Origin of the sequence: Citrobacter amalonaticus (genome assembly GCF_001559075.2) — a bacterium.
Classification (GTDB): Bacteria; Pseudomonadota; Gammaproteobacteria; order Enterobacterales; family Enterobacteriaceae; genus Citrobacter_A; species Citrobacter_A amalonaticus_F.
This window is the reverse complement of the sequence record NZ_CP014015.2, coordinates 4854931-4879753: the sequence shown is the minus strand read 5'-3', so window position 1 is coordinate 4879753 and position 24823 is coordinate 4854931. Positions and strand designations below refer to the sequence as shown.

The 24823-nt window shown below is 54.3% G+C and carries 28 protein-coding genes; 13 read left to right on the top strand and 15 right to left on the bottom strand.

The window, feature by feature from the left end; translation table 11 throughout:
• Positions 1-4: 4 nt before the first annotated feature.
• The 7 genes from fliL to fliF form a co-directional block, all read right to left on the bottom strand.
• Complete coding sequence (gene fliL, locus AL479_RS23600) at positions 5-469, bottom strand: flagellar basal body-associated protein FliL (RefSeq protein WP_061077881.1); 465 nt, start codon at positions 467-469, stop codon at positions 5-7.
• Positions 470-573: 104 nt separating this feature from the next.
• Entirely contained in the window at positions 574-1785 is a 1212-nt protein-coding gene (gene fliK, locus AL479_RS23595; protein WP_061077880.1) for a flagellar hook length control protein FliK, read from the bottom strand.
• Positions 1782-2225, bottom strand: a complete 444-nt coding sequence (gene fliJ / locus AL479_RS23590) for a flagellar export protein FliJ (protein ID WP_061078061.1) — start codon at positions 2223-2225, stop codon at positions 1782-1784. Before fliJ ends, fliK begins: the two co-directional genes overlap by 4 nt.
• Before the next feature lie 21 nt (positions 2226-2246).
• Positions 2247-3617, bottom strand: a complete 1371-nt coding sequence (gene fliI, locus AL479_RS23585) for a flagellar protein export ATPase FliI (RefSeq protein WP_043000288.1) — start codon at positions 3615-3617, stop codon at positions 2247-2249.
• The gene (gene fliH / locus AL479_RS23580) at positions 3617-4321 is read right to left on the bottom strand and encodes a flagellar assembly protein FliH (protein WP_061077879.1); all 705 of its coding nucleotides are present in this window, start codon (positions 4319-4321) and stop codon (positions 3617-3619) included. Before fliH ends, fliI begins: the two co-directional genes overlap by 1 nt.
• Positions 4314-5312 carry a flagellar motor switch protein FliG gene (gene fliG / locus AL479_RS23575; RefSeq protein ID WP_042318283.1) on the bottom strand — a complete coding sequence of 333 codons (999 nt, stop codon included), beginning with the start codon at positions 5310-5312 and terminating at the stop codon, positions 4314-4316. The genes fliH and fliG overlap by 8 nt, the downstream gene beginning before the upstream one ends.
• On the bottom strand, positions 5305-6999 hold the full coding sequence (gene fliF / locus AL479_RS23570; protein ID WP_061077878.1) for a flagellar basal-body MS-ring/collar protein FliF: 1695 nt from the start codon (positions 6997-6999) through the stop codon (positions 5305-5307). The genes fliG and fliF overlap by 8 nt, the downstream gene beginning before the upstream one ends.
• A gap of 216 nt (positions 7000-7215) precedes the next feature.
• Here fliF and fliE point away from each other — a divergent pair, with 216 nt between their 5' ends.
• On the top strand, positions 7216-7530 hold the full coding sequence (fliE, locus tag AL479_RS23565; protein WP_043000291.1) for a flagellar hook-basal body complex protein FliE: 315 nt from the start codon (positions 7216-7218) through the stop codon (positions 7528-7530).
• A gap of 91 nt (positions 7531-7621) precedes the next feature.
• Here fliE and yedF read toward each other — a convergent pair whose 3' ends face one another.
• Both yedF and yedE read right to left on the bottom strand, forming a co-directional pair.
• Positions 7622-7855 (bottom strand): sulfurtransferase-like selenium metabolism protein YedF, encoded by a 234-nt coding sequence (gene yedF / locus AL479_RS23560; RefSeq protein ID WP_000790504.1) that lies wholly within the window; start codon positions 7853-7855, stop codon positions 7622-7624.
• On the bottom strand, positions 7852-9057 hold the full coding sequence (gene yedE / locus AL479_RS23555) for a selenium metabolism membrane protein YedE/FdhT (protein WP_061077877.1): 1206 nt from the start codon (positions 9055-9057) through the stop codon (positions 7852-7854). Before yedE ends, yedF begins: the two co-directional genes overlap by 4 nt.
• A 185-nt stretch (positions 9058-9242) precedes the next feature.
• On the opposite strand from yedE, the gene yedD reads away from it, so the two are divergent.
• A complete protein-coding gene (yedD, locus tag AL479_RS23550) occupies positions 9243-9656 on the top strand; it encodes a lipoprotein YedD (RefSeq protein ID WP_043000294.1) in 414 nt (137 codons plus the stop codon).
• A 39-nt stretch (positions 9657-9695) separates the two neighbouring features.
• Here yedD and amyA read toward each other — a convergent pair whose 3' ends face one another.
• The 4 genes from amyA to fliD all read right to left on the bottom strand — a co-directional run bounded on the left by amyA (position 9696) and on the right by fliD (position 13456).
• The gene (gene amyA, locus AL479_RS23545; RefSeq protein WP_061077876.1) at positions 9696-11183 is read right to left on the bottom strand and encodes an alpha-amylase; all 1488 of its coding nucleotides are present in this window, start codon (positions 11181-11183) and stop codon (positions 9696-9698) included.
• Between the two features lie 68 nt (positions 11184-11251).
• Complete coding sequence (gene fliT, locus AL479_RS23540) at positions 11252-11620, bottom strand: flagella biosynthesis regulatory protein FliT (protein WP_061077875.1); 369 nt, start codon at positions 11618-11620, stop codon at positions 11252-11254.
• On the bottom strand, positions 11620-12027 hold the full coding sequence (gene fliS / locus AL479_RS23535) for a flagellar export chaperone FliS (RefSeq protein WP_046481243.1): 408 nt from the start codon (positions 12025-12027) through the stop codon (positions 11620-11622). Before fliS ends, fliT begins: the two co-directional genes overlap by 1 nt.
• A gap of 10 nt (positions 12028-12037) precedes the next feature.
• The gene (fliD, locus tag AL479_RS23530) at positions 12038-13456 is read right to left on the bottom strand and encodes a flagellar filament capping protein FliD (RefSeq protein WP_061077874.1); all 1419 of its coding nucleotides are present in this window, start codon (positions 13454-13456) and stop codon (positions 12038-12040) included.
• 309 nt (positions 13457-13765) lie between these two features.
• Here fliD and AL479_RS23525 point away from each other — a divergent pair, with 309 nt between their 5' ends.
• The 8 genes from AL479_RS23525 to sdiA all read left to right on the top strand — a co-directional run bounded on the left by AL479_RS23525 (position 13766) and on the right by sdiA (position 20910).
• Complete coding sequence (locus AL479_RS23525) at positions 13766-15043, top strand: FliC/FljB family flagellin (RefSeq protein WP_061077873.1); 1278 nt, start codon at positions 13766-13768, stop codon at positions 15041-15043.
• Between the two features lie 162 nt (positions 15044-15205).
• Entirely contained in the window at positions 15206-15925 is a 720-nt protein-coding gene (fliA, locus tag AL479_RS23520; protein WP_044257600.1) for an RNA polymerase sigma factor FliA, read from the top strand.
• 59 nt (positions 15926-15984) lie between these two features.
• A complete protein-coding gene (gene fliZ, locus AL479_RS23515; RefSeq protein ID WP_044257601.1) occupies positions 15985-16536 on the top strand; it encodes a flagella biosynthesis regulatory protein FliZ in 552 nt (183 codons plus the stop codon).
• An 87-nt stretch (positions 16537-16623) separates the two neighbouring features.
• Entirely contained in the window at positions 16624-17424 is an 801-nt protein-coding gene (gene tcyJ, locus AL479_RS23510) for a cystine ABC transporter substrate-binding protein (protein ID WP_061077872.1), read from the top strand.
• A gap of 108 nt (positions 17425-17532) precedes the next feature.
• Positions 17533-18519 (top strand): D-cysteine desulfhydrase, encoded by a 987-nt coding sequence (gene dcyD, locus AL479_RS23505; RefSeq protein WP_061077871.1) that lies wholly within the window; start codon positions 17533-17535, stop codon positions 18517-18519.
• Between the two features lie 15 nt (positions 18520-18534).
• The gene (gene tcyL / locus AL479_RS23500) at positions 18535-19203 is read left to right on the top strand and encodes a cystine ABC transporter permease (RefSeq protein WP_042318310.1); all 669 of its coding nucleotides are present in this window, start codon (positions 18535-18537) and stop codon (positions 19201-19203) included.
• Positions 19200-19952, top strand: coding sequence for an L-cystine ABC transporter ATP-binding protein TcyN (gene tcyN, locus AL479_RS23495; protein WP_042318311.1), 753 nt, complete (start codon positions 19200-19202; stop codon positions 19950-19952). Before tcyL ends, tcyN begins: the two co-directional genes overlap by 4 nt.
• A gap of 235 nt (positions 19953-20187) precedes the next feature.
• The gene (gene sdiA, locus AL479_RS23490) at positions 20188-20910 is read left to right on the top strand and encodes a transcriptional regulator SdiA (protein WP_061077870.1); all 723 of its coding nucleotides are present in this window, start codon (positions 20188-20190) and stop codon (positions 20908-20910) included.
• A 66-nt stretch (positions 20911-20976) separates the two neighbouring features.
• Here sdiA and AL479_RS23485 read toward each other — a convergent pair whose 3' ends face one another.
• Positions 20977-21201 carry a DUF2594 family protein gene (locus AL479_RS23485; protein WP_042318315.1) on the bottom strand — a complete coding sequence of 75 codons (225 nt, stop codon included), beginning with the start codon at positions 21199-21201 and terminating at the stop codon, positions 20977-20979.
• Between the two features lie 19 nt (positions 21202-21220).
• Entirely contained in the window at positions 21221-21268 is a 48-nt protein-coding gene (locus AL479_RS24285) for a hypothetical protein (protein ID WP_418656714.1), read from the bottom strand.
• A 393-nt stretch (positions 21269-21661) separates the two neighbouring features.
• Here AL479_RS24285 and uvrY point away from each other — a divergent pair, with 393 nt between their 5' ends.
• Genes uvrY through pgsA form a run of 3 tightly spaced genes read left to right on the top strand, consistent with a single transcriptional unit; the run spans position 21662 to position 24752 of the window.
• Positions 21662-22318 carry a UvrY/SirA/GacA family response regulator transcription factor gene (uvrY, locus tag AL479_RS23475; RefSeq protein ID WP_043000305.1) on the top strand — a complete coding sequence of 219 codons (657 nt, stop codon included), beginning with the start codon at positions 21662-21664 and terminating at the stop codon, positions 22316-22318.
• Entirely contained in the window at positions 22315-24147 is a 1833-nt protein-coding gene (uvrC, locus tag AL479_RS23470; RefSeq protein WP_061077869.1) for an excinuclease ABC subunit UvrC, read from the top strand. The genes uvrY and uvrC overlap by 4 nt, the downstream gene beginning before the upstream one ends.
• Positions 24148-24203: 56 nt before the next feature.
• Positions 24204-24752 carry a CDP-diacylglycerol--glycerol-3-phosphate 3-phosphatidyltransferase gene (pgsA, locus tag AL479_RS23465; RefSeq protein ID WP_042318323.1) on the top strand — a complete coding sequence of 183 codons (549 nt, stop codon included), beginning with the start codon at positions 24204-24206 and terminating at the stop codon, positions 24750-24752.
• The last annotated feature ends 71 nt before the right edge of the window (positions 24753-24823 follow it).

The following is a 24823-nucleotide window of genomic DNA, read 5'->3' as shown; positions in this document are numbered from 1 at the left end:
GTCTTTACCGCAGAATGAAAGCTGTATACAGCACGTCGGTGACGTCCTGTTTGGGTTGTCCGGCAACGAGCGGAGGGGAAAGCGTCTCTTTAATCGCCGCGATCAATTTTTGCTTACCTTCTTCGGTAGACAGTACATTGGCGTCCTGACGAGAGAACAGCAGCAGCAGACGGCTACGGACTTCTGGCAAATATTCGTTCAGGCGCGTGCGCGTGGCTTCATCCTTCAGACGCAGCGTCACGCCGACATACAGTACGCGATCCGCATCGCCCAGATTGACGGTAAACGTATCCAGGGCGAAGAACACCGGCGCAGGCGGCGGCGGTGGCTCATTGGCCGCCGGAGTGGGATGCTGCTGCATACGCCAGTAGCTATAGCCTGCGGTTGCGCAGGCGGCAAGGGTAATGATTACCAGCAGCGGGATCCAAATTGAGCGTTTGCTCTTTTTGCTAATCGCGGAATCAGTCATCTGATACGGGCTTCCTGTTTCGGTACAGCTTATCGGCTGATTATCCCGTGTCCTGACCACGGCAAAGCGTGGAAAAGACGCGGATAATCGTGCTACCTCTGGCGTTAGGCGAAGATATCGACGGCGCCGTTACCGCGTGCGGCGGACTGGAGCGACGCGGGAACCGCCAGCTCACTCTCGTCATCGACCATGAGCCGATCCTGTCCCTGCGTGCGAGCCGTCTGCTGCTGTTGGGCTGAGGAGTGCTGCTGGCCGGCGAAACTCTCACTGCTAATGCTGCTTTGTCCCAGTTGAATACCGCTTTCCGCCAGTTGCGTGCGCAGTGTCGGCAGAGCGGCTTCCAGCGCCGCGCGAACATGGCTATGCGCTGAGACCATCTGCAGTTGCGCCTGGTTATCATCAAGCTTAAGCGAGATTTGTACCTGACCCAGATCTTCCGGATGCAGACGCAGCTCCGCGCTCTGCTGACCCTGACGGGTAAACAGCGTGATGTGCTGACTCAGGGATTGCTGCCACTCATGGCTACCCAACGGTGCGCTCAGAACCGGTGCGGCGCTGGTAGGCAGCGGCTGTGAGGCGGAATGCGTGGTTGTGGTCATCGCGATGCCTGGCGTCACGGGTGAAGGCGTACTGTCGATCTCCGCGTTGGCGGCAGCGGCTGCCACCACAGGCGTAGTGACCGCCTGACCTTTAGCGCTTTCCGCCGCGATCACCGGTGTCGCATTGTCCGTTTTGCTCTTTTTCGCATCGTCACGGATCAACGGACTGGTCGCGCCCTGCGCGAGCGAACGAGGATCGGTGCTCAACGCGGTGCTCAGCGCACTCACTTTTTCACCGGTGGTCACCGGTGGTGTCGTCATTCCTGGTTGACCCGGCAGCATGGCGAAAAGGGCGCTAAGGTTGGCGAGATCGTCATCGCTGAGGGCCGCAGTGCCTTCATCTTTCTGCGCAGACTGGCGCAGGGCCGCGAGCGCACTGTTCTTTTGTGTGGGCGTCAGGGCGGACAGCAGGGCCTGCGCATCGCTCAGACCTTTTTGCAACGCGTCCGACTGTCCTTCTTTGGCCGCTAGCAGGTCGGCCAGTTTCACAGTCTGCGAAGCGTCACCGTCCTGTGCCAGCAGGCCTTTTTGCAGCTTGCCGCTGGCGGCCTGTAAATCAGCTAACGTCAGCGGCGCGTCTTTACCCTGAGCATCGCCTGCGCCTAACGCGCCTGCCAGCAGGGCCAGAAAATCCTGGGCAGAATCCGCCGTCTTCCCGGACGACAAGCCAGTGATAAGGTCTGTGTCAGTGGTGACCCGTTGGGGTAAAGTGATCATTCTGGTTTCCTCATTGCTGCACGCTGCGCAAATTCATCCATTTTTTTCTGATCCAGGCGGTTTTCAGCCAGTAAGGCCGCCGCGTTCTGTCTGTCTTGTAAGGTTTGCCAGGCCTGAAGCCGTTGTTTTTTCTCACGCCAGCTGTTCAGCGCCACATCCACTTTTTGCGTCCACTGCGTTAACTGCTGGCGGTGCTGTTCCACCGCTTTTTCCAGGGTCTGAATAAACTGCTGGTAGTTAATCCAGCGATTACTCGCAATCCCCTGGCTCATATCGCTGTTGAGGTTGCTGCGGTATTCATTCTGGTAGTCAAGCAGCATCGTGAGCTGTTCTTCCGCCTGCTGAAAACCGCGGCGCATTTCACCTAACAGCAATGCAGCGTCATCCACCTCTTTTTCGGCGAGATCTTTGAGTGTTGCCAGTGCACCATGTTCAGCCATGACCATTACCCTCCTGCTTTATCACACCGTCGGGAAAATCAGATCGAGCGCCGACAGAGAATCCTCCCAGTCAGCGCGTTCGAAAATACCTTGCTGCAAAAACGCCTCCAGTTGTGGCCACAGCGCGATGGCTTTATCGAGCATCGGATCGCTGCCTTTGGCATAGGCGCCGACGCTGACGAGATCGCGGTTGCGCTGGAAGCTCGACAGCAACTGCTTGAAGTGACGCACTTTGGCGTAGTGTTGTTCCGTTATCAGCGCCGTCATCGCACGGCTGATCGACGCTTCAATGTCGATAGCGGGGTAGTGTCCGGCCTCCGCCAGACGGCGCGACAGCACAATGTGACCATCAAGAATGGCTCGCGCCGAGTCGGCAATCGGGTCCTGCTGATCGTCGCCTTCGGTCAATACCGTATAAAAGGCGGTGATGGAGCCGCCGCCGTGGATCCCGTTCCCTGCGCGTTCAACCAGCGCCGGAAGCTTGGCGAAGACCGACGGTGGATAGCCTTTGGTGGCCGGTGGTTCACCGATCGCCAGCGCGATTTCACGCTGGGCCATGGCATAACGGGTCAGGGAATCCATGATCAGCAACACGTGCTGACCGCGATCGCGGAAATCTTCGGCGATGCGGGTGGCATAAGCGGCGCCCTGCATGCGCAGTAAGGGTGACACGTCCGCCGGCGCGGCGATCACGACCGAACGCGCGCGTCCGTCGGCACCGAGAATGTTCTCGATGAAATCTTTCACTTCGCGGCCACGTTCGCCAATCAGTCCCACGACGATGACGTCGGCGCGGGTATAGCGCGCCATCATGCCAAGCAGCACGCTTTTCCCGACGCCGGAACCGGCGAACAGTCCCATACGCTGGCCGCGACCGACGGTTAACAGGGCGTTGATCGGGCGTACGCCGGTATCCAGCACATGCTCAATCGGCGTACGTTGCAACGGGTTAAACGGCTGGGTAATCAGCGCGCCGGTTTCCGTGGTGTCGGGGGAGGGCAGACCGTCAAGCGGTTTGCCACTGCCGTCGAGTACGCGACCTAACAGCGCCGGACCCAGCGGCAGCTGTTTACCGCTTTGCAACCCTTCACCGGCGATATTTTTGGCGTAGACACGCGCGCCGGGCAGAATGCCTTCGACCTCTTCGAGCGGCATCAGAAACAGACGCTGACCGTTAAAGCCCACCACTTCACTTTCCACTTCGCGGGTTTCCGTTCCGTCCTGGCGTTCAATCACACAGGTCGCGCCGAGCGGCAACTGCAACCCGGTGGCCTCCAGAACCAGGCCGGTGGCGCGGGTCAGTCGTCCGTAACGACGAACGGCCGGAAGCTGCGCCATTTTGGCTTCGAAATTATCCAGCGTCGTCAACCAGCGAGTCAGGCGTGAGGTCATCAGATCACTCCCGGCGCGGCCAGACGACACAGTTCTTGCCAGCGGGTCGCCACGCTGGCGTCGAGATCGCCTTCATCCGCAGAGACTTTGCAGCCGCCGTGGTGCAGGGTCGGATCGCCACGCAAACGCCAGCCGTGCAGGCTGAGGGTGGCGCCGAGCATCTCTTCGACGCGCTGTAAATCATCCGGATGGACGCGCAACTGCGGTTTGCCGCTGAACAGGGGCTCCTGCTGTAAGAGCTGTTGGATCTGCTTGATTAGGGCGGAATTATCCACCGCGGGCGTCTGACCAATGACCTGACGCGCGGCTTCCAGCGCCATCTGCATCAGACGCGAAGCGATCACGCTGTCCAGCGCGTCCAGCGTGTGCTGGAATTCGCTGACCAGTTGTTGCATCCGCGCATGAAGCGGGGCCTGCTGGGAGCGCGCCTGCACCTGGCCCTGTTCCAGCCCTTGCGCCAGCCCTTCCTGATAACCTTGTTCATGACCGGACTTTCGACCTTCCGCCAGTCCCGCGTTGTAACCTTGCTCGTGGGCCTGAATTTTCAGCTGGGCTAACTGCTGCTCGAGCTGCTGTTCCGCACTGATCTCGGGTTCGTCCTCTTCAGACACGGGGTCATCGTTGTGCTCCATGGGCACAAATTCAGCCAGCGGCGGCGCGAGATCGTCCGGGGTCCAGATTTTCCACGGCAGCTCGTTAGACATAGGTATCCTCGCCGCTGCCAATCATCATCTCGCCGGTCTCGGCCAGACGACGCACAATCAACAGAATGGCCTTTTGCTCGTTTTCCACCTGCGACAAACGCACCGGGCCACGGTTGGCAAGGTCGTCGCGCAGAATGTCTGCCGCACGTTGCGACATGTTGCGCAGGAACTTCTCGCGCAGCGGCTGTTCCGCGCCTTTCAGGGCGATCAGCAGCGACTCGGAATCCACTTCCTGCAGCAAACGCTGGATACTGCGGTCGTCCACATCCACCAGGTTTTCGAACAGAAACATCTCGTCGATGATTTTTTGCGCCAGTTCGCCATCGAATTCGCGCACGGCGGTAATAACCGCTTCTTCTTGCTGCGTTTTCATCAGATTGATAATTTCTGCCGCCGTTCTCACGCCGCCCATTTTGCTGCGTTTGAGGTTCTGACCGTCGAGCAGACCGTTGAGCACTTCGGTCAGTTCCGCCAGCGCGGCAGGCTGTACGCCGCCGAAAGTGGCGATACGCAGCATGACATCGTGACGCAGACGTTCGTCGAACAGCGCCAGAATATCCGCCGCCTGACCGCGTTTGAGGTGCACGAGGATAGTGGCGATAATCTGCGGGTGTTCGTCGCGGATAAGGTCGGCGGCGCTTTGCGGCTCCATAAAGTTGAGCGTTTCAATGCCGCTGGCGGTATCGCGGGTTTCAAGAATATCTTCCAGCAGGCTGGAGGCCCGCTCTTCGCCCAGCGCTTTCACCAGCACCGAACGCAGATATTCGTTGGCGTTGATGTTCAGGGCGGCAAACTGCTCGGCTTCCTGCTCAAACTCCGCCAGTACGTCGGTCAACTGTTTGTTGGAGATCTGGCGGACGTTCGCCATTGCCGCGCTCAGGGTCTGCACTTCGCGCTGGGAGAGGTGTTTGAACACCTCCGCCGCGCGATCTTCGCCAATGGTCATCAGCAGGATGACGCTTTTATCGGTACCGGAAAGAGCATTACTCATGATCGTTATTCATCCACTGGCGAATGACCAGCGCCACGACGCGCGGATCGTTATCTGACATTTCGCGAATGCGCTGGCTCATCACTTCTGCGCCCAGACGCTGATTCGCCCGACGCTGCTGAGTCTGCTCATCTTTACTGAGGCGAACCTCAACGGCTTCTTCGGTTTCCTGACGGATTTGTTCACGTTCCTGCTGGGCTTTCGCCTCTTCAGCGCGACGGGTCAACTGTGGACGAATCGCTTTGCGCCACAGGATCCACGCCACCAACAGCACCAGCAACCAGCGACCAGCAGCGATCAACTGTTCGATAAACAGCTGCTGTTTCCAGAACGGCAGTTCGCCCGCGTTGTCGTCCGTGGCGCTGAACGGCGAGTTGACTACGTTCAGGGTATCGCCGCGCTTGTCCGAGAAGCCCATTGCCTCGCGGGTCAGATCTTCAATCTGCTTCATTTGATCGGCAGTGAGAGGCAGCGGCTTGCCATCCGGCAAGGTTTTGTAGTTGACCACGACAGCCACGGACAGACGCTGTACGTCGCCGACGTTCATTTTTGTATGGCGAATAGTCCGGTCAACTTCATAGTTACTGGTTTCGTTGCGCTGGGTATTGCGTGGACCGGCACTGGCGCTGGTGGCCGTCTGCTGCTGCGCGTTCTGTCCGTTTTGGGCATTCTGCGCATTTTGCTGATTCGCCGGTGGCGTGCTGATCGGCGCCGTATTGGCTGGCGCAGGCTGGTTGGACAGCGCACCAGGTACGCCACCCGGCAGACCGGAGCCAATTTGCTCGCTTTCATTCAGTTGACGCGAACGCAGCACGGCCTGAGAGGCATCGCCATTTGGCCGATACTGTTCTTCTGTCTGTTCTTTATTGGCGAAATCCAGCTGCGCGGTGACCTGCGCATGGACATTCCCGTTACCGACAATCGGTGACAGGATCGATTCGATACGGCGCTGGACACGACCTTCCACGTCGCTGGCGTATTTCAACTGCGCGTCGTTCAGATCGCGGCTGCTGGTGTTTGACTGGGTGAGCAGATGACCGGCCTGATCGACCAGCGTCACGTTACCCGGCGGCAGACCGGCTACCGCGCTGGAAACCAGATGCACGACCGCAGTGATTTGACCTTCATCCAGCGCGCGCCCCGGTTCCAGATTGACGGTCACCGAGGCAGAAGGGGATTTCTGTTCACGCACGAACAGAGACGGCTTGGGCATTGCCAGATGCACGCGTGCGCGCTTAACCGGACCAAGGGTTTCGATGGTGCGTGCCAGTTCGCCTTCCAGCGCGCGCTGGTAGTTCACCTGCTCGCTAAACTGGCTGATGCCGAACTTTTCCTGATCCAACAGTTCAAAGCCCACCGCACCGCCTTTCGGCAGCCCTTGCTGGGCCAGGCGCAGGCGCAGTTCATGGACTTTGTCGGCTGGAACTTCAATCGCGCCGCTGCCTTCCGAGAAGCGGTACGGGATGTTCATCTGGGTCAACTGGGTGACGATCGCGCCGCCATCCTGATCGGATAAATTGCTGAATAACGTACGATAATCAGGCGCTTTGGCCCACAGCACCATCGCCACAATAATGGCGACGGCCGCAGAGCCCGCAACAATCAGAGGAATTTTGGGATTCGCACGCAGGCGATTAAGCCACTCGAGAGGTTTAGATTGGGTTGCAGCCGATGCAGTCGCGTTCATCTCGCACCTCGTGACTGTTCGTGGACGGCTTTATTTGCAAAGTGGAACAAGACTCACTCCCGGGTCAGCAAAATCGAAAAATTGACGGTCTCATTATTTGCGGTTTCGTTTTTTTCTATGCGGTAAAAACCGGGGTTTTTTATCGTTATTTAGCGCCTTTATCTTATTGACAAACTGGTAATCTCTGCTGCGTAGAAAACCATCCAGAGGATTATCATGTCAGCGATACAGGGGATTGAAGGGGTTATCAGCCAGCTTCAGGCGACGGCGATGAGCGCCAGGGCGCAGGAGACACTGCCGCAACCGACCGTGAGTTTTGCCGGTCAATTGCACGCGGCGCTGGACCGCATCAGCGATACGCAAACCGCCGCCCGCGTACAGGCGGAAAAATTCACTCTGGGTGAACCGGGGATTGCGCTCAACGATGTGATGACCGATATGCAAAAAGCCTCAGTTTCCATGCAGATGGGAATTCAGGTGCGCAACAAACTGGTGTCGGCCTATCAGGAAGTGATGTCGATGCAGGTGTAGGTTTGAGTGCCGGATGGCGCTGGCGCTTATCCGGCCTACAATTCACACATCCTGTAGACCGGATTAGGGGGCATTGCCACCCGGCAAACCGTTACTTCTGAATCAAATAACGGATCGTCGGCCCGTCCTGTTGAATATCCAGTACGGTGTAGCCGTGGTTGCGCGCATCCAGCGGAATGTTATTGATGGACTGCGGGCAGTCGCTGACCACTTCCAGAATTTCCCCTTTCTTCAACTGCGGCATCGCTTCCAGCGTCGCCACGGCAGGGTAAGGGCAGGGCTCGCCGACCATATCAAGGCGATAATCGGGAACGATATTTTTCATGCGGATTCCTTAGCAGGGGTCAGCCCGGCACGACGGAAGAAACGTTTTTCCCAGCCGATGATGAACATCAAGGCGGCAAACAGCAGCAGATAGGTTACCAGCAGGCCGCCGAGCGGACCGAAGGTGTTGAGCAGGTTAATTTTATCCCAGCTGGTGGCCAGCGCAGGGGCGAAGTCATCCCAGTAGTAGGCCAGAATCGTTGAGCCGATGACGTTACCGAGACCCACCCACCAGTAGTGTACCTGGCCTTCCACCGCGCGGTACATCCAGCCGGTTTCACACCCGCCTGCCAGCACGATACCAAAACCAAACAACAGCCCGCCGATGACCGCATTCGGGCCCGCCCACATGATTTTGGCTTCCACGCCCAGTTGTACGTAGCTGAAAATACCGATTGCGCTGACGCCCATCCCGAAGATGATCGCCTTTGCCATATGGGTGCGCCCGGTGATCCACAGATCGCGGAAGGCGGAGGTGAAGCAGATTTGCGCGCGCTCGATCAGCAGACCAAAACCAACGCCGAACAGCATCGCCAGGCCCAGCTTCGGCTGGTTCATGGCGGTCAGCAGCGCCCAGCCGATCATGCCGATAAACACCAGCATGCCGAGGCGGAAACGACGGCGCGCCTGATCCGGTTTCTGCGTCAACGGTGACGCAGCGGAGACTTTCTGCATGTTGACCGGGATGCGGAATATCGGCAGTAGGGTGAATCGCGCGCCGAACCAGGAGCCGATGGCGGTTGCCAGGGCAAAGAACCAGGCGTGCAGAGAGAACTGAGGAATACCGGTAAAGAATGCCGCCAGGTTACAGCCCATCGCCATACGCGCGCCGAACCCGGCGATGATCCCGCCCAGCACCGCCTGCATGATGCGGATGCGACTGCGCGGCATACGTAGTTTGACGTTGTTGGCCCACAACGCTGCCGCGAAGCAGCCGCCGAACATCCCGAGGATCATCATCCCGTCGATGCGAGTGAGCGGGGTGCCCTCCAGGTGGATCAGCTTGTAGTAGCCCCATTCTTCCGCATGGACGCCAAACAGTTGCAGGATTTGTCCGCCCCAGCGGGTAAATTCACCCGTGACGGCCCAGAAGGTGCCGGTGATGCCAAAATAGTAAGTAGAGAGAATACCCGCTGCGATGACCGCAGGGACAGGTGCCCAGAATTTAACTAACCAGGCTTGTTTGAATTGTTGCCATGACATGTGTTTTGCCTCTGAACTCAGAAGGTGTGAAACAAGAAAGCGGATAGTACACCACTGCGGTAATTTTGCCTGGTACTATTAAGCGGTAATCCCAAATGGATCAAAGTTCTGCTGGTACCGTGAAAGGCTGGCGACCGCGGGCCTTTAATGCCACAATCCTCTTTTCTTCGCATGCAGGATGAATGATGAAAAAATGTGCAATCGTTGGGGCATTGCTGATGTTAGCGGGATGCGCCGAGGTGGAAAACTACAATGATGTGGTCAAAACGCCTGCGCCCGCCGGGCTGGAAGGGTACTGGCAGACTAACGGGCCGCAGCGCAAACTGGTGAGCCCGGAAGCCATTGCCAGTCTGGTGGTGACCAAAGAGGGCGATACGCTCGATTGTCGCCAGTGGCAAAGGGTTATTGCGCTGCCGGGCAAGCTAACGATGTTGTCCGGTGACTTAACCAACGTGACGGTCAAACGTGAACTTTATGAGATCGAGCGGGAAGGGAACACCCTGGAATATGACGGGATGACCCTGCAACGCGTGGATCGCCCAACGGTGGAATGTGCCGCCGCGCTCGAGAAGTCACCGCTGCCAACGCCGCTACCGTAATGTCTTGTCCCCGACAGTTTTCTCTGTCGGGGCGCTTGATTAGATCACCTCTTCAATCACCCACACGCTGACGCTGCCGGCGTTGCAGTAAAACGTGGCGTCGCCGTTTTCATCGGTGACCACGCTTTCGCTCCGGTTGCCGAGAAAATCTCGCCAGGTTTTATTGCCGTAGTTTGCCCCCAGCGCGAGAGTCTTCTCGCCATCATCACCATTGGATAGCACCACCACGCAGCCGGGATCGTCGTCCGTCCCGCTACGGCTGAACGCGATGCAGTTGGGGTGATCAAACCAGAGCGTCTGAATGCCGTGGGCGAAACGCTGGCGGGCAAGAATAAGTTCGGCGAGTTGCTCAATGATCGGCATGTCGATGGTATAGGTTTCCCCGTCGCCTCCGGTATCTTCATAGTGCGCGCCATAGAGATCGGGATAGAAAACCGACGGTACGCCATTTTCCCGCAGCAGGATGAGCGCATAGGCCAGTGGTTTAAACCACGCTTCAACCGGCGCCTCCAGCGCCTGCAACGGCTGGGTGTCATGGTTGGCGACCAGCGTCACGGCGTGAAACGGATCGGCTTCAACCAGCGTGCCGCTGAAGATCTGGCTCATGTCGTAATCACGTCCCTGACGCGACGCTTCATGAAAATTGAGCTGTAACGGGGCGTCGAACAGCATCGTTTTGCCTTCTACCTGGTCGATATAGGTTTGCAGCTTATCCACTTCGTGCGACCAGTATTCGGCGACGATAAACAGCGGCTTTGGCGCCACCTCCTGAACATGTTCAATCCACTCTTTATAAAACCAGGCCGGAATGTGTTTTACCGCATCGAGACGAAAACCTTCACACTGGGTTTGTTCCATCACCCAGCGCGCCCAGTATTTTATCTCCTCGGTGACGGCGTGATTACGAAAGTCGATGTTTTCGCCCATCAGGTAATCGAAATTGCCCAGCTCGCCATCAACCTGGTCGTTCCAGCCCTCGCCGGTATAGTCATTGACGATCTTAAAGATGCCGTCCTCGTGCGGATTTTCGATGTGGTCGATGCCGCTGAAACATTTGAAATCCCAGATAAACTGAGAGTACTGACCGCCACGCGCCGGGAAGGTGTAACGGGTCCAGCCTTCACAGTCGATGATCTCATCCGCAATCTGCGTGCGATCCTCTTCGTTGACTCGCTGTACGCGGATGCTCTCTTTCTCGTCCGCCCCCATTTTGTGATTCACCACCACGTCGAGCAGCACCGCGATGTCATTTTTCTTCAGCGCGTTGATAGCCGCCAGTAGCTGCGTCTTATCACCATATTTGGTGGCAAGGGTGCCTTTTTGGTCAAACTCGCCGAGATCAAACAGATCGTAAGAGTCATAGCCGACGGAATAGCCGCCTGATGCGCCTTTATAGGCGGGCGGCAACCAGACCATGTTGATACCGATATCATTGAGGCTGTCTGCGCGCTCTGTCACCTCTTGCCAGAGTTTGCCGCCTTCGGGGTAATACCAGTGGAAGAACTGCAGTAACGTGGGGTTTTTCATCTTCCGTGCTCCAGAAGTCTTGTAGACGACCTCTGGAGTATGGAAGATTTTTGCTAACGTAGCGGAAATTATTGTGGGGCAGTGGGGGCGTCGGGTACCAGCAGCATGCCAGAAAGATTGCTGTAGGTAGAGGTCAACGTTTTTTGCTGGTTTCCGTTTTGGATAAGTACTTTTAACTCATCCATCCGAATGCTCAGCAACCGCTTAACTTCGTTCTCGTTATCGATGATTGTGTGGAGCAACTCTCTGATCTGGCTTTGCGTAGAGGGATCGCCTGGCGGGTTTGGGTCTTGAGCCAGAGACTCCACCAGGCGAATATACTCCATCTCTCCTTCGACCAATTCATCCCATTTGTTTTCACTCGCCAGCCTGAGCATTTGCTGGCTCACAGAACGAAGTAGTAGCCACTGCTGCAAGGATGAAAAGGAAGCGCTCATTATTTTATATCCTGTGCTTTTGAAGACGGATCAATTTCTTTCCATGCTTCTGAAATATTGCTCAGTAGGGCATGAACTTCGAGGATGGCTGACGCGTCATTGTGCAAGTTTGCCTGTAATAAACGGCGAGTCATATAGTCATACAGGTTATCGAGGTTGTCGCATAATTCCTGATTGACACTGCGATCAAGTCCGGACTGTAAACCATTCGAAATAATATTAATGGCTTTGGTCAGTGCTTTTCCCTTACCGGGAATATCGCCCTGTTCGAGCAAGATCAGCGCTTTTTTTAAGGCGCTGAGCGCGCCATCAAAAAGCATGTTTACCAGTTGATAAGGGGAGGCGCTCATTACAGCGCTCTCCACTTCGATTTGCGCATAGGCGCTAATACCTGCACGGCTATACATGCAAAAATCCTTACGACGATGAAGACATAGCGGTAAATTGTTGGCTCAAATAACTACCGGTATTGTTCAGCTTATTTACCAGCGTATCGAGTTGCGTAAACTGCTTTTTATAACGCTCGATGGTGTTATTGATGCTGAGCGTGGTGTCATCAATGCGCGTTTTTAATTTTTTCAGCGAATTGTTGATACCGTCCGTTGCGCTCTGAACCGCGCCGTCATCGGCCAAAAATTGCTTCAGCAGGGCGCTGGTTTGTACGCCGAATCCGGTTTTTTCACCGTCACCGACAAAGAATTCAGTCACGCTACCCGGTTTATCATTCAGCGCTTTATCCAGTTTGGTGCTGTCAACGGTCAGTTTACCGTTGACATCCTGGGTGATCCCCATGGATGACAGCGTGGCATAGTCAGAAGGCTGTGCGCTAATCACCATGGAACGCAGGCGCGTCTGAATGTTGCGCAGCGTGCCGTCTCCCATCAGATCGCCATTGCTTGAATCCTGGCTGTCACTGCCCTGATCGACGGCGGTGTATTTCGTTTGTGACGAAATGGTCGTCTGCAATGAGTTATAGGCATCGACAAAAGACTGAATCGCCGTTTTCATCGCCGTGTTATCACGGGTAATTGTGAGCTGTTCTGGCTTATCGGCTTCTGTTTCTTTCAGCAGCGTCAGCGTCAGGCCTTCCGGCGCATCTTTGATGGTATTGCTGCTGCGCGTGATGGTGATATCGTTAATTTTAACTTCGGCATCGGATGCCTGAACCGTCTGCTTTAACCCATTACCAGACGTTGCGCTCGGATCATAAGCCAGTTTCTGCTTCAGAGTATCGTCACCCGTCACTGTCACCGTCATGGCGTTACTCACGCCCGTCTCTTTGGATGTCAGTGACAAATAATAAGAGTCGTCATCTGCTTTAATAATCGTGGCGGTGACGCTGCCATTTTGCTTATTAATTGCGTCGCGAATCCCGGTCAGCGAGGTTTGATCGTCAGTTAACGTGACGGTCATCGGTTCTTTCTGACCCGGTTGGCTAATGGTAATGGTGCGAGAGTCCGATCCCGTTGTGCCGCCAATTTTATCTTTATTGCTGGAGAATTCCTGGGATGTCAGCGTCTGTGACTGCGCCATCTTGAGGACTTCAACCGTGTAATTCCCAGCAGGCACGCCACCATCCACAGTGGCGCTAAAGGCGGTGTTTTTACTGGTTACCGCACTGGTTGCGATCTTATCCGCTTTGACTAATGCATCAGATGCCGTCTGCACTTTTTGCAGTGCGCTTTTTACCACGCCCCAGGCCGTCAGCTGTGCTTTATAAGACGTCTGTTGAGTGGTTAACGGTGTGAGTCTTTGCTGTTCTGCGGCATTTAATTTATCCAGCAGAGCACTCAGATCCAGATTCGAACCGACGCCAAGAGAACTAACACTCGCCATTACATTTTCCTTTTGAATAAGAACCAATGGAGAGGGTATCGGCACTTAACGCGAGAAGTTTAGCGAAAAGATAGCGATGGCAATTGCACAATAAAGAGGCTTTTTAGGAAGGTATTCTGCTTCTCGGTAAAATAAGCCAGAGACAGGGATGAAGACTTATTTGAAATTGTTCAGGGGATAAAAAAGCGGAAAAAAAAGAGTGATAAAAATTGCTAAAGGTTCGTTTGAGGCTGTCGATAATCTGGATAACGGCGCAGGAGCCGTGGGCCAGAGGCCTGAAACTAAACACTTTATGAAGGAAACTCAATTATGGCAGTAATCAATACTAACAGCCTGTCGCTGATGACGCAGAACAACCTGAACAAATCTCAGTCTGCTCTGGGTACCGCTATTGAGCGTTTGTCTTCTGGTCTGCGTATCAACAGCGCTAAAGACGACGCCGCTGGCCAGGCAATCGCCAACCGTTTCACCTCTAACATCAACGGTCTGACCGTTGCTGCACGTAACGCCAACGACGGTATCTCTCTGTCTCAGACCGCTGAAGGCGCGCTGAGCGAAATCAACAACAACCTGCAGCGTGTTCGTGACCTGACCGTTCAGGCGCAGAACAGCTCTAACTCCGCATCCGATATCGACTCCATCCAGTCTGAAGTTAACCAGCGTATGGAAGAGATCAACCGCGTCACCAAACAAACCGACTTTAACGGTATCAAAGTTCTGGATAACCGTACTGGTGCCGCGCAGAGCTACGACTTCCAGGTTGGCTCTAAAGATAACGAGCAGATTAGCATTGAAATTGGTTCAAGTTCTGGCTGGAACCTGGCGACCGCGGGTACTGATAATACCTCCTCAACAACTTTAAACAAAGATACAGGTATCGCTAAGGCTAAAGCTGATTATTTGGTTGCTGTTGGGGTAGAAAACGCTGCAGGTGATCAGATTTCAGATGCCGTAACTGCATTTGCAACAGCAGCAGATGCTGCAACTGATGCGGCTGGCATGCAAACGGCCCTCGAAACTATGCTTACTGCAGTTGGCTTAAAAGATACTACAAGTTTGGGTTCTGCATTTAGCTCACTGAAAGCTGGTGATACAGTGACTGCTGCGCAACAAACTGCACTGACAGATGCGATCAAATCTGCTGCAGAAAAGAGTGATAACTTAGCAGCTACCGCTACTGTGATTGATACTGCTAAAGCTGCAGCGAAAGATGCTGGAGCCATGGTTAACGGTAATTTCCGTAGTGTAAATGCGACTGGCTTTGATGTTCTGAAAGGTAAAGTGACTGGCGGTGATACTGGCACAGCGACCGGTACTACTCCGCTGGAAGATATTGATGCTGCTCTGAAAGCGGTTGATACTCAGCGCAGCATCCTGGGTGCTTCCCAGAACCGTTTTGAATCTACCGTGACTAACCTGAACAACACCGTTAACAACCTGACCGATGCCCGTAGCCGTATTCAGGATTCTGACTACGCGACCGAAGTGTCCAACATGTCTCGCGCACAGATCCTGCAGCAGGCTGGCTCTTCCGTACTGGCTCAGGCCAACCAGGTTCCGCAGACCATGCTGTCCCTGCTGCGTTAATTTACGCTTCCTGCACAAACCCCGCTCCGGCGGGGTTTTTTCGTTCTGGCTTTACCGGTAACCCCTAAATAACCCCTCATTTCACCCACTATTCACCCGATTAAAACCCCTGCAGAAACGGATAATCATGCCGATAACTCATTTAACGCAGGGCTGTTTATCGTGAATTCACTGTATACCGCTGAAGGTGTAATGGATAAACACTCGCTGTGGCAGCGTTATGTACCGCTGGTGCGTCACGAAGCGTTGCGCCTGCAGGTGCGTTTGCCCGCGAGCGTAGAACTGGACGATCTGCTACAGGCGGGCGGTATCGGGTTATTGAATGCAGTTGACCGATATGACGCTCTGCAAGGAACGGCATTTACCACTTACGCAGTGCAGCGTATTCGTGGGGCGATGCTGGATGAACTACGCAGCCGTGACTGGGTGCCGCGTAGTGTCCGGCGTAATGCCCGCGAAGTGGCACAGGCGATGGGGCAACTGGAACAGGAATTAGGGCGCAACGCGACGGAAACGGAGGTGGCGGAGCGGCTGGCGATTCCTGTCGAAGAATATCGTCAGATGTTGCTTGATACCAACAACAGCCAACTCTTCTCCTATGACGAGTGGCGGGAAGAGCATGGCGATAGTATCGAGCTGGTGACAGAAGAACACCAGCAGGAAAACCCGTTACAACAGCTCCTTGAGAGCAATTTGCGCCAGCGCGTGATGGATGCCATTGAAGCACTTCCGGAACGCGAACAACTGGTGCTCACGCTCTATTACCAGGAAGAACTCAATCTCAAAGAGATTGGCGCGGTTCTGGAAGTCGGGGAGTCACGGGTCAGCCAGTTGCACAGTCAGGCCATAAAACGGTTACGCACGAAGCTGGGTAAGTTATAGCGAACGACGTTGTCGGCGCTGAAAAATGCCGCACAACGTATTGACTACCAGGAGTTCTCATGACGGTGCAGCAATCAAAAAGACGGCCTCTAAGCCGCTACCTCAAAGACTTTAAACACAGCCAGACGCATTGCGCTCATTGCCACAAGCTACTGGATCGCATCACGCTGGTGCGCAAAGGGCAGATCGTCAATAAAATCGCCATTTCCCGCCTCGATACGCTCATGGATGAAGCCGCCTGGCAGCAGGAGCAGAAAGAGTGGGTGGCGCTATGCCGTTTCTGCGGTGATTTACACTGCAAAACGCAGAGCGATTTCTTCGACATCATTGGTTTTAAACAATTCCTGTTTGAACAGACCGAAATGAGCCACGGAACCGTACGCGAGTATGTTGTCCGTCTGCGCCGTCTTGGTAATCATCTCAGCGAGCAGAAAATTTCTCACGATCTGCTCCAGGACGGTTATCTTGATGAAAACCTGGCGCCGTGGCTGCCGGAGACCAGCACCAACAACTATCGCATCGCACTGCGTAAGTACGCGCAATATAAAGCGCATGCTCGCCCCGAACCGCAACAGAATTCCTCCCTCCGGATGACTTCTGATATATATTAAAAATGAATAAGATGTAGCAGAGTGATTTATGTCGTTACCCATAAACGCTCTACACTACGGGCATTCATAACAACATTCGGGGTAAATATGAAATTAGCACTTCTGGGACGCCAGGCGTTGATGGGCGTGATGGCTGTGGCTCTTGTCGCGGGAATGAGCGCAAAAACGTTTGCAGATGAAGGTCTGCTGAAGAAGGTTAAAGATCGTGGCACGCTGCTGGTGGGGCTGGAAGGCACTTATCCGCCGTTCAGTTTCCAGGGTGATGACGGTAAATTGACCGGCTTTGAAGTGGAGTTCGCCGAAGAGCTGGCGAAGCATCTGGGCGTGAAAGCCACGCTGAAACCGACCAAATGGGACGGGATGCTGGCCTCTCTGGACTCTAAACGCATCGATGTGGTGATCAATCAGGTCACCATCTCCGACGAGCGGAAAAAGAAATATGATTTCTCTACCCCTTATACCGTTTCCGGTATCCAGGCGCTGGTGAAAAAAGGCAATGAAGGCGCGATTAAAACCGCAGCCGATCTGAAAGATAAGAAAGTGGGCGTGGGTCTGGGTACCAACTATGAAGAGTGGTTACGTCAGAACGTCCAGGGCGTTGACATCCGGACTTATGATGATGACCCGACGAAATATCAGGATCTGCGCGTAGGCCGTATCGACGCCATTCTGGTGGATCGTCTGGCGGCGCTGGATCTGGTTAAAAAGACCAAAGACACGCTGGCGGTCACCGGTGAAGCTTTCTCCTGCCAGGAGTCTGGCGTTGCGCTGCGTAAAGGCAACGAAGACCTGCTGAAGGCGGTAGACGCCGCGATTGCCGAAATGCAGAAAGACGGCTCGCTGAAGGCGCTTTCTGAGAAGTGGTTTGGCGCGGATGTAACGAAATAGTCCGAACAGTAAGAAAAAAAAGGCGCTTTAATCAGCGCCTTTTTTATTTCATGCGTTTGAACGTGCATAATAAAAAGAACATCACAACAACGAATAATCGGAGGCTTTATGCCACTGCACAACCTGACACGCTTTCCGCGCCTGGAATTTATCGGCGCGCCGACGCCGCTGGAATACCTGCCGCGCTTTTCTGACTACCTGGGACGGGATATTTTCATCAAGCGCGATGACGTAACGCCGATGGCGATGGGGGGTAATAAGCTGCGCAAGCTCGAGTTCCTGGCCGCAGATGCGCTGCGTGAAGGCGCGGATACGCTGATCACGGCAGGCGCGATTCAGTCTAACCACGTGCGTCAGACGGCGGCGGTAGCCGCGAAGCTGGGACTGCACTGCGTGGCGCTGCTGGAAAACCCCATTGGCACCACGGCAGAAAACTATCTCACCAACGGCAACCGCCTGCTGCTGGATCTGTTCAACGTCCAGGTCGAAATGTGCGATGCGCTAAACCAGCCTGATGCGCAGTTGCAGGAACTGGCCACCCGCGTCGAAGCGCAGGGCTTTCGTCCCTACATCATACCGGTTGGCGGTTCAAACGCGCTGGGGGCATTAGGCTATGTTGAAAGCGCGCTGGAAATCGCGCAACAGTGTGAAGGCGCGGTGCAGCTCTCTTCAGTGGTGGTGGCTTCTGGTAGCGCGGGAACGCACGCCGGGCTGGCGATTGGTCTGGAGCAACTGATGCCGGATGTGGATCTGATTGGCGTAACCGTTTCGCGCAGCGTAGCCGATCAAAAGCCGAAAGTGGCGGCGCTGCAGCAGGCTATTGCCAGTGAACTCGAACTGACAGCGGCGGCGGAGATTTTGTTGTGGGATGACTATTATGCCCCGGGCTACGGCACGCCAAACGAAGAGGGGATGGAAGCCGTGAAGTTGTTGGCGCGTCTGGAAGGGATCCTTCTCGACCCGGTCTATACCGGAAAAGCGATGGCCGGACTGATTGACGGCATCAGCCAGAAACGCTTTAAAGACGAAGGCCCGATCCTCTTTATCCATACTGGTGGGGCGCCCGCGCTGTTTGCCTACCATCCACACGTGTAATTTTCGGATAAGCTCATGCAAGAAAGTATCCAACTGGTTATTGATTCCCTGCCGTATCTGCTCAAAGGGGCGGTGTTTACGCTGCAACTCAGTATTGGCGGGATGTTCTTCGGCCTGCTGCTGGGATTTATCCTCGCGCTGATGCGCCTGTCGCCGCTGCTGCCTCTGCGCTGGCTGGCGCGCTTCTATATCTCTATTTTTCGCGGTACGCCGCTTATCGCGCAACTGTTTATGATCTATTACGGTCTGCCGCAGTTTGGTATTGAGCTGGATCCGGTGCCGTCCGCAATGATTGGCCTGTCGCTCAATACGGCAGCTTATGCCGCGGAGACGCTGCGTGCGGCGATTTCATCGATTGACAAAGGACAGTGGGAAGCGGCAGCTAGTATCGGGATGACGCCGTGGCAGACGATGCGTCGCGCCATTTTACCGCAGGCTGCCAGAGTAGCGCTGCCGCCGCTGAGCAACAGTTTTATCAGTCTGGTGAAAGACACGTCGCTGGCGGCCACCATTCAGGTGCCAGAACTGTTCCGTCAGGCACAGCTGATTACGTCGCGCACGCTGGAGGTATTCACCATGTATCTGGCGGCATCGCTGATCTACTGGATCATGGCAACCGTGCTGTCTTCATTGCAGAACTACTTTGAAAATCAACTGAACCGCCAGGAGAGAGAGCCGAAATGAGTGCGATCGACGTAAAAAACCTGGTCAAGAAATTCCATGGACAGACGGTGCTGCACGGCATCGATCTGCAAGTGCAGGCGGGGGAGGTGGTCGCGATCATCGGTCCCAGCGGGTCGGGGAAAACGACACTGCTGCGCAGTATTAATCTGCTGGAACAGCCGGAAGCGGGCACGATCACCGTGGGTGACATCACCATTGATACGGCGCGTTCGCTAAGTCAGCAACGAACGCTTATTCGCCAGTTGCGTCAGCATGTCGGCTTCGTGTTCCAGAGCTTCAATCTCTTCCCTCATCGCACGGTACTGGAGAACATCATTGAAGGTCCGGTTATCGTGAAGGGCGAAGGCAAAGAAGAGGCGATGGCGCGGGCGCGGGAACTGCTGGCGAAAGTGGGGCTGGCCGGGAAAGAGACCAGCTATCCGCGGCGCTTGTCCGGCGGGCAGCAACAGCGTGTGGCGATCGCCCGTGCGCTGGCGATGCGTCCGGAAGTGATTTTGTTTGATGAACCGACCTCTGCGCTCGATCCTGAGCTGGTGGGCGAGGTGTTGAGCACTATCCGTCAACTGGCGCAGGAAAAACGCACCATGGTGATTGTAACCCATGAAATGAGCTTCGCCCGCGATGTCGCGGACCGGGCGATATTTATGGATCAGGGGCGTATTGTGGAACAGGGGCCGGCCAAAGCGCTATTTGCCAATCCACAACAACCGAGAACCCGTCAGTTTCTTGAGAAGTTTCTGCTGCAATGATTGGTTTTTCTCCACTCGTCCGGGATTATCCCATTTCGGCCGGGTGGAGATGCATAAATAGTAATATCAGTCGCATGACTATGAACGTATTTCTCTGAGTGAAACAGGCGTATTGAAACAACGCTCAAGTAATCGGTTCCCTGACCGATATTTTATACATCTACCGTATGTTTATGTGATAGGTTATTTCTCACATTTAAAATGATTATCACTCTCAAGGGCGCGAATACTGAGTATGCAGGATTTAGATTTCTTTACCTGGCGACGGACGATGCTGTTACGTTTTCACGAAATGACAAGCGCAGAAGACGTCTACAGCGAATTACAGCAGCAGACACAATTGCTGGAATTTGATTATTACGCGCTGTGTGTCAGGCATCCGGTTCCGTTCACGCGTCCTAAAATTTCCCTTCATACCACTTATCCCGATGCGTGGGTTTCGCAATATCAGGCGGAAAACTATTTCGCGATTGATCCCGTGCTGAAGCCGGAAAACTTCATTCAGGGACATCTGCCCTGGAACGACGCATTATTCAGTGACGCACAGACGATGTGGGATGCCGCCCGTTCGCACGGATTACGCAAAGGGGTCACGCAGTGTCTCATGCTGCCAAATCGCGCGCTGGGTTTTCTCTCGGTCTCACGGTCGAGCCTGCGTAATACGCCGTTTGCGGGCGATGAAGTCGAATTGAAACTGCAGTTGCTGGTACGCGAAAGCTTAACGGTACTCTCCCGGCTCGAAGATGAGATGGTGATGGCGCCGGAAATGCGCTTTAGCAAACGAGAAAAAGAGATTCTGAAATGGACGGCGGAAGGAAAGACCTCGGCTGAAATTGCGATGATTCTGTCGATATCAGAAAACACCGTTAACTTTCACCAGAAGAATATGCAGAAGAAGTTCAACGCGCCGAATAAGACGCAGATTGCGTGCTATGCCGCGGCGACCGGGCTTATCTGAAACAATAAACGTTCTGCGTGGCAGACAATAAACCGGCTGAAAGCGCTGCTCTCAGCCGGTTTTTCTTTACTGACGGTAAGCTTGTTTAATTTGCTTAACAGTGCTGGAAAATACTGCAGCCTGCGCGTCGTCTTCGACCAGCGCGATCTGTTTTTCCATTTTAAGAATCACGCGGCCTGCATCGGCCTGGCCCATTGCTTGCAGCATCAGCGTTAACAGCGCCTTCAGGCAGGTGACTTCATTAGCCAGTTCTTGATTATTCTCGGCAGTGGAAAAATCAGGCGTACTCATTTATTTTCCTCGTAATGTTTCAGTAAAAATGTGCGATGGTAAATGTTAAGGCCGCGGAGTATACCATAAGCTGAGGGAAAAATAGCAGTGGTTGTTTTTTGATCGGAAATCACACCAGCGGAGTTAAATTAAACAACAACATAAGAAGTCTATATTTTCCTCATTTATTGTTTATTCCGAGTATTTTACTCGTTAATTATTGTTACAAACTTAGCTGTCTATTTAGCATTTAGGCGAGAGAAAGCGAGTTTTTGTCACTATTATGAAACCTCGTTCCCGAAATAGTGCGTGTAACTGGCTGTTCTTAGCCTAAGTTTCCACAAAGCGTACAGACTAATTTCCGAAAACGAGAGCAAAATCGGTAACCGGACGTTTTTTACGTTTTAAAGTTGAGATAAAACCCGCTAATATAGTGGCGATCCACTATCAGTAGCGTTATCCCTATTCTGGAGATATTCCTTTGATCAACGTTCTTCTTGTTGATGACCACGAACTGGTGCGCGCAGGGATACGACGCATTCTTGAAGATATAAAGGGTATAAAAGTTGTCGGTGAAGCAGGTTGCGGTGAGGATGCCGTAAAATGGTGTCGCGCCAACACCGTCGACGTCGTGTTGATGGACATGAACATGCCCGGTATTGGTGGCCTTGAAGCCACGCGCAAAATTGCGCGTTCAACTGCCGATATTAAAGTGATTATGTTGACCGTTCACACGGAAAACCCGTTGCCAGCAAAAGTGATGCAGGCCGGAGCCGCAGGTTACCTGAGTAAGGGCGCCGCGCCTCAGGAAGTGGTAAGTGCCATCCGTTCGGTTTATTCCGGGCAGCGATACATTGCTTCTGACATCGCCCAGCAAATGGCATTAAGCCAGATTGAACCCGAAAAAACGGAAACCCCGTTTGCCAGTTTGTCTGAGCGCGAATTGCAGATTATGCTGATGATCACCAAAGGTCAGAAGGTTAATGAGATTTCGGAGCAGTTGAATCTCAGCCCTAAAACGGTGAACAGCTATCGCTATCGTATGTTCAGTAAACTAAACATTCATGGTGATGTAGAGCTGACTCACCTGGCAATTCGCCATGGCCTGTGTAATGCGGAGACGTTAACAAGCCAGTGAGCGATCAGTTTGACGCGAAAGCGTTCCTAAAAACCGTAACCAGTCAACCCGGCGTTTATCGTATGTATGATGCCGGTGGTACGGTTATCTATGTGGGTAAAGCGAAAGACCTGAAAAAACGGCTTTCCAGCTATTTCCGCAGCAACCTGGCTTCGCGTAAGACCGAAGCGCTGGTTGCACTCATCCAGCAAATCGATGTGACGGTGACGCACACCGAAACGGAAGCGTTGCTGCTCGAGCACAACTACATCAAGCTGTATCAGCCGCGTTATAACGTGCTGCTGCGTGATGACAAATCCTACCCCTTTATTTTTCTCAGCGCGGATACGCATCCCCGGCTGGCGATGCACCGTGGGGCGAAACATACCCGGGGCGAATACTTCGGCCCGTTTCCCAACGGCTATGCCGTCCGTGAAACGCTGGCGCTGTTACAGAAAATTTTCCCGATCCGTCAGTGTGAAAACAGCGTTTATCGCAATCGCTCGCGACCGTGTCTGCAATACCAGATTGGCCGTTGCCTGGGCCCCTGCGTCGAAGGTCTGGTGAGTGAAGAAGAGTATGCGCAGCAGGTTGACTACGTCCGGTTGTTTTTATCCGGCAAGGATGATCAGGTCTTAACCCAGCTGATCGCGCGGATGGAGAAAGCCAGTCAAAATCTGGCGTTCGAAGAGGCCGCGCGTATACGCGATCAGATCCAGGCCGTGCGTCGGGTGACGGAGAAACAGTTCGTTTCCAACGCGGGTGACGATCTGGATGTGATCGGCGTTGCGTTTGATGCCGGGATGGCCTGTGTACACGTACTCTTTATCCGTCAGGGGAAAGTGCTGGGCAGCCGCAGCTATTTCCCGAAAGTGCCGGGAGGGACTGAACTGGGCGAAGTGGTGGAAACTTTCGTCGGGCAATTCTACCTCCAGGGCAGCCAGATGCGCACATTGCCTGGCGAGATCCTGCTGGATTTCAATCTGGACGACAAAACGCTGCTGGCAGATTCGCTTTCTGAACTGGCAGGGCGTCGTATCAATGTGCAGACCAAACCCCGCGGCGATCGCGCGCGTTATCTGAAACTGGCGCGGACCAATGCCGCCACGGCGCTGACCACGAAACTTTCTCAGCAGTCGACCATTACCCAACGGTTGACGGCGCTGGCGACCGTACTGAAGCTACCAGCGGTAAAACGGATGGAATGTTTCGACATCAGCCACACGATGGGCGAACAGACGGTGGCATCCTGCGTGGTCTTTGATGCGAACGGGCCGCTGCGTGCGGAATACCGTCGCTACAATATCACCGGCATCACGCCGGGCGATGACTATGCGGCAATGAATCAGGTATTGCGTCGCCGTTATGGTAAAGCCATCGAAGAAAGTAAGATTCCGGATGTGATCCTGATTGACGGCGGAAAAGGGCAACTGGGGCAGGCGAAGGCCGTTTTCGCTGAGCTGGATGTGCCCTGGGATAAAAATCACCCTTTGCTGTTAGGGGTTGCAAAAGGCGCTGACCGTAAAGCCGGTCTGGAAACGCTGTTCTTTGAACCGGAAGGTGAGGGATTTAGCCTGCCGCCGGATTCGCCGGCCCTGCATGTGATCCAGCATATTCGCGATGAGTCACACGATCATGCCATTGGCGGCCACCGTAAAAAACGGGCGAAAGTGAAAAACACCAGTACGCTGGAGACCATCGAAGGCGTTGGACCTAAGCGTCGCCAAATGTTGTTGAAATATATGGGCGGTTTGCAAGGATTACGTAACGCCAGCGTTGAAGAAATTGCAAAAGTGCCGGGTATTTCGCAAGGACTGGCAGAAAAGATCTTCTGGTCGTTGAAACATTGAGTCCGCTGTAGCAACATAGGGGTAAATTCTCTGACAACAGATAGTTACCCGTCACTATGCAATTTAATATTCCAACGTTGCTTACGCTGTTTCGCGTCATACTTATCCCATTCTTTGTCGTGGTGTTTTATCTGCCATTCACCTGGGCGCCGTTCGTCGCTGCGCTGATCTTCTGTATCGCTGCGGTGACCGACTGGTTTGACGGTTTTCTGGCGCGTCGCTGGAACCAGAGTACGCGTTTTGGCGCGTTTCTCGACCCGGTTGCGGATAAAGTGCTGGTGGCCATTGCGATGGTATTGGTGACCGAGCACTATCACAGCTGGTGGGTGACGCTGCCGGCTGCCACGATGATTGCACGTGAAATTATCATCTCTGCGCTGCGTGAATGGATGGCGGAACTGGGTAAGCGCAGCAGCGTGGCGGTCTCTTGGATCGGCAAAGTCAAAACCACTTCGCAAATGGCGGCGCTGGCCTGGCTGCTGTGGCGTCCGAATATCTGGGTGGAGTACGCGGGTATTGCGCTGTTCTTCGTTGCTGCGGTGCTGACACTGTGGTCAATGTTCCAGTATCTGAACGCCGCGCGCGGGGATTTGCTTGATCAGTGATCGTTTCGCCGTAAATTTCAGCAAACGATCCTACGTGGCGAAAAATATCGTTGACTCATTGCGTCAGGTAA

What these genes read in the sequence shown, in the direction of transcription:
- fliL (WP_061077881.1), bottom strand. Translation starts at nt 469, where the DNA reads ATGACTGATTCCGCGATTAGCAAAAAGAGCAAACGCTCAATTTGGATC.
- fliK (WP_061077880.1), bottom strand. Translation starts at nt 1,785, where the DNA reads ATGATCACTTTACCCCAACGGGTCACCACTGACACAGACCTTATCACT.
- fliJ (WP_061078061.1), bottom strand. Translation starts at nt 2,225, where the DNA reads ATGGCTGAACATGGTGCACTGGCAACACTCAAAGATCTCGCCGAAAAA.
- fliI (WP_043000288.1), bottom strand. Translation starts at nt 3,617, where the DNA reads ATGACCTCACGCCTGACTCGCTGGTTGACGACGCTGGATAATTTCGAA.
- fliH (WP_061077879.1), bottom strand. Translation starts at nt 4,321, where the DNA reads ATGTCTAACGAGCTGCCGTGGAAAATCTGGACCCCGGACGATCTCGCG.
- fliG (WP_042318283.1), bottom strand. Translation starts at nt 5,312, where the DNA reads ATGAGTAATGCTCTTTCCGGTACCGATAAAAGCGTCATCCTGCTGATG.
- fliF (WP_061077878.1), bottom strand. Translation starts at nt 6,999, where the DNA reads ATGAACGCGACTGCATCGGCTGCAACCCAATCTAAACCTCTCGAGTGG.
- fliE (WP_043000291.1), top strand. Translation starts at nt 7,216, where the DNA reads ATGTCAGCGATACAGGGGATTGAAGGGGTTATCAGCCAGCTTCAGGCG.
- yedF (WP_000790504.1), bottom strand. Translation starts at nt 7,855, where the DNA reads ATGAAAAATATCGTTCCCGATTATCGCCTTGATATGGTCGGCGAGCCC.
- yedE (WP_061077877.1), bottom strand. Translation starts at nt 9,057, where the DNA reads ATGTCATGGCAACAATTCAAACAAGCCTGGTTAGTTAAATTCTGGGCA.
- yedD (WP_043000294.1), top strand. Translation starts at nt 9,243, where the DNA reads ATGAAAAAATGTGCAATCGTTGGGGCATTGCTGATGTTAGCGGGATGC.
- amyA (WP_061077876.1), bottom strand. Translation starts at nt 11,183, where the DNA reads ATGAAAAACCCCACGTTACTGCAGTTCTTCCACTGGTATTACCCCGAA.
- fliT (WP_061077875.1), bottom strand. Translation starts at nt 11,620, where the DNA reads ATGAGCGCTTCCTTTTCATCCTTGCAGCAGTGGCTACTACTTCGTTCT.
- fliS (WP_046481243.1), bottom strand. Translation starts at nt 12,027, where the DNA reads ATGTATAGCCGTGCAGGTATTAGCGCCTATGCGCAAATCGAAGTGGAG.
- fliD (WP_061077874.1), bottom strand. Translation starts at nt 13,456, where the DNA reads ATGGCGAGTGTTAGTTCTCTTGGCGTCGGTTCGAATCTGGATCTGAGT.
- AL479_RS23525 (WP_061077873.1), top strand. Translation starts at nt 13,766, where the DNA reads ATGGCAGTAATCAATACTAACAGCCTGTCGCTGATGACGCAGAACAAC.
- fliZ (WP_044257601.1), top strand. Translation starts at nt 15,985, where the DNA reads ATGACGGTGCAGCAATCAAAAAGACGGCCTCTAAGCCGCTACCTCAAA.
- tcyJ (WP_061077872.1), top strand. Translation starts at nt 16,624, where the DNA reads ATGAAATTAGCACTTCTGGGACGCCAGGCGTTGATGGGCGTGATGGCT.
- dcyD (WP_061077871.1), top strand. Translation starts at nt 17,533, where the DNA reads ATGCCACTGCACAACCTGACACGCTTTCCGCGCCTGGAATTTATCGGC.
- tcyL (WP_042318310.1), top strand. Translation starts at nt 18,535, where the DNA reads ATGCAAGAAAGTATCCAACTGGTTATTGATTCCCTGCCGTATCTGCTC.
- tcyN (WP_042318311.1), top strand. Translation starts at nt 19,200, where the DNA reads ATGAGTGCGATCGACGTAAAAAACCTGGTCAAGAAATTCCATGGACAG.
- sdiA (WP_061077870.1), top strand. Translation starts at nt 20,188, where the DNA reads ATGCAGGATTTAGATTTCTTTACCTGGCGACGGACGATGCTGTTACGT.
- AL479_RS23485 (WP_042318315.1), bottom strand. Translation starts at nt 21,201, where the DNA reads ATGAGTACGCCTGATTTTTCCACTGCCGAGAATAATCAAGAACTGGCT.
- pgsA (WP_042318323.1), top strand. Translation starts at nt 24,204, where the DNA reads ATGCAATTTAATATTCCAACGTTGCTTACGCTGTTTCGCGTCATACTT.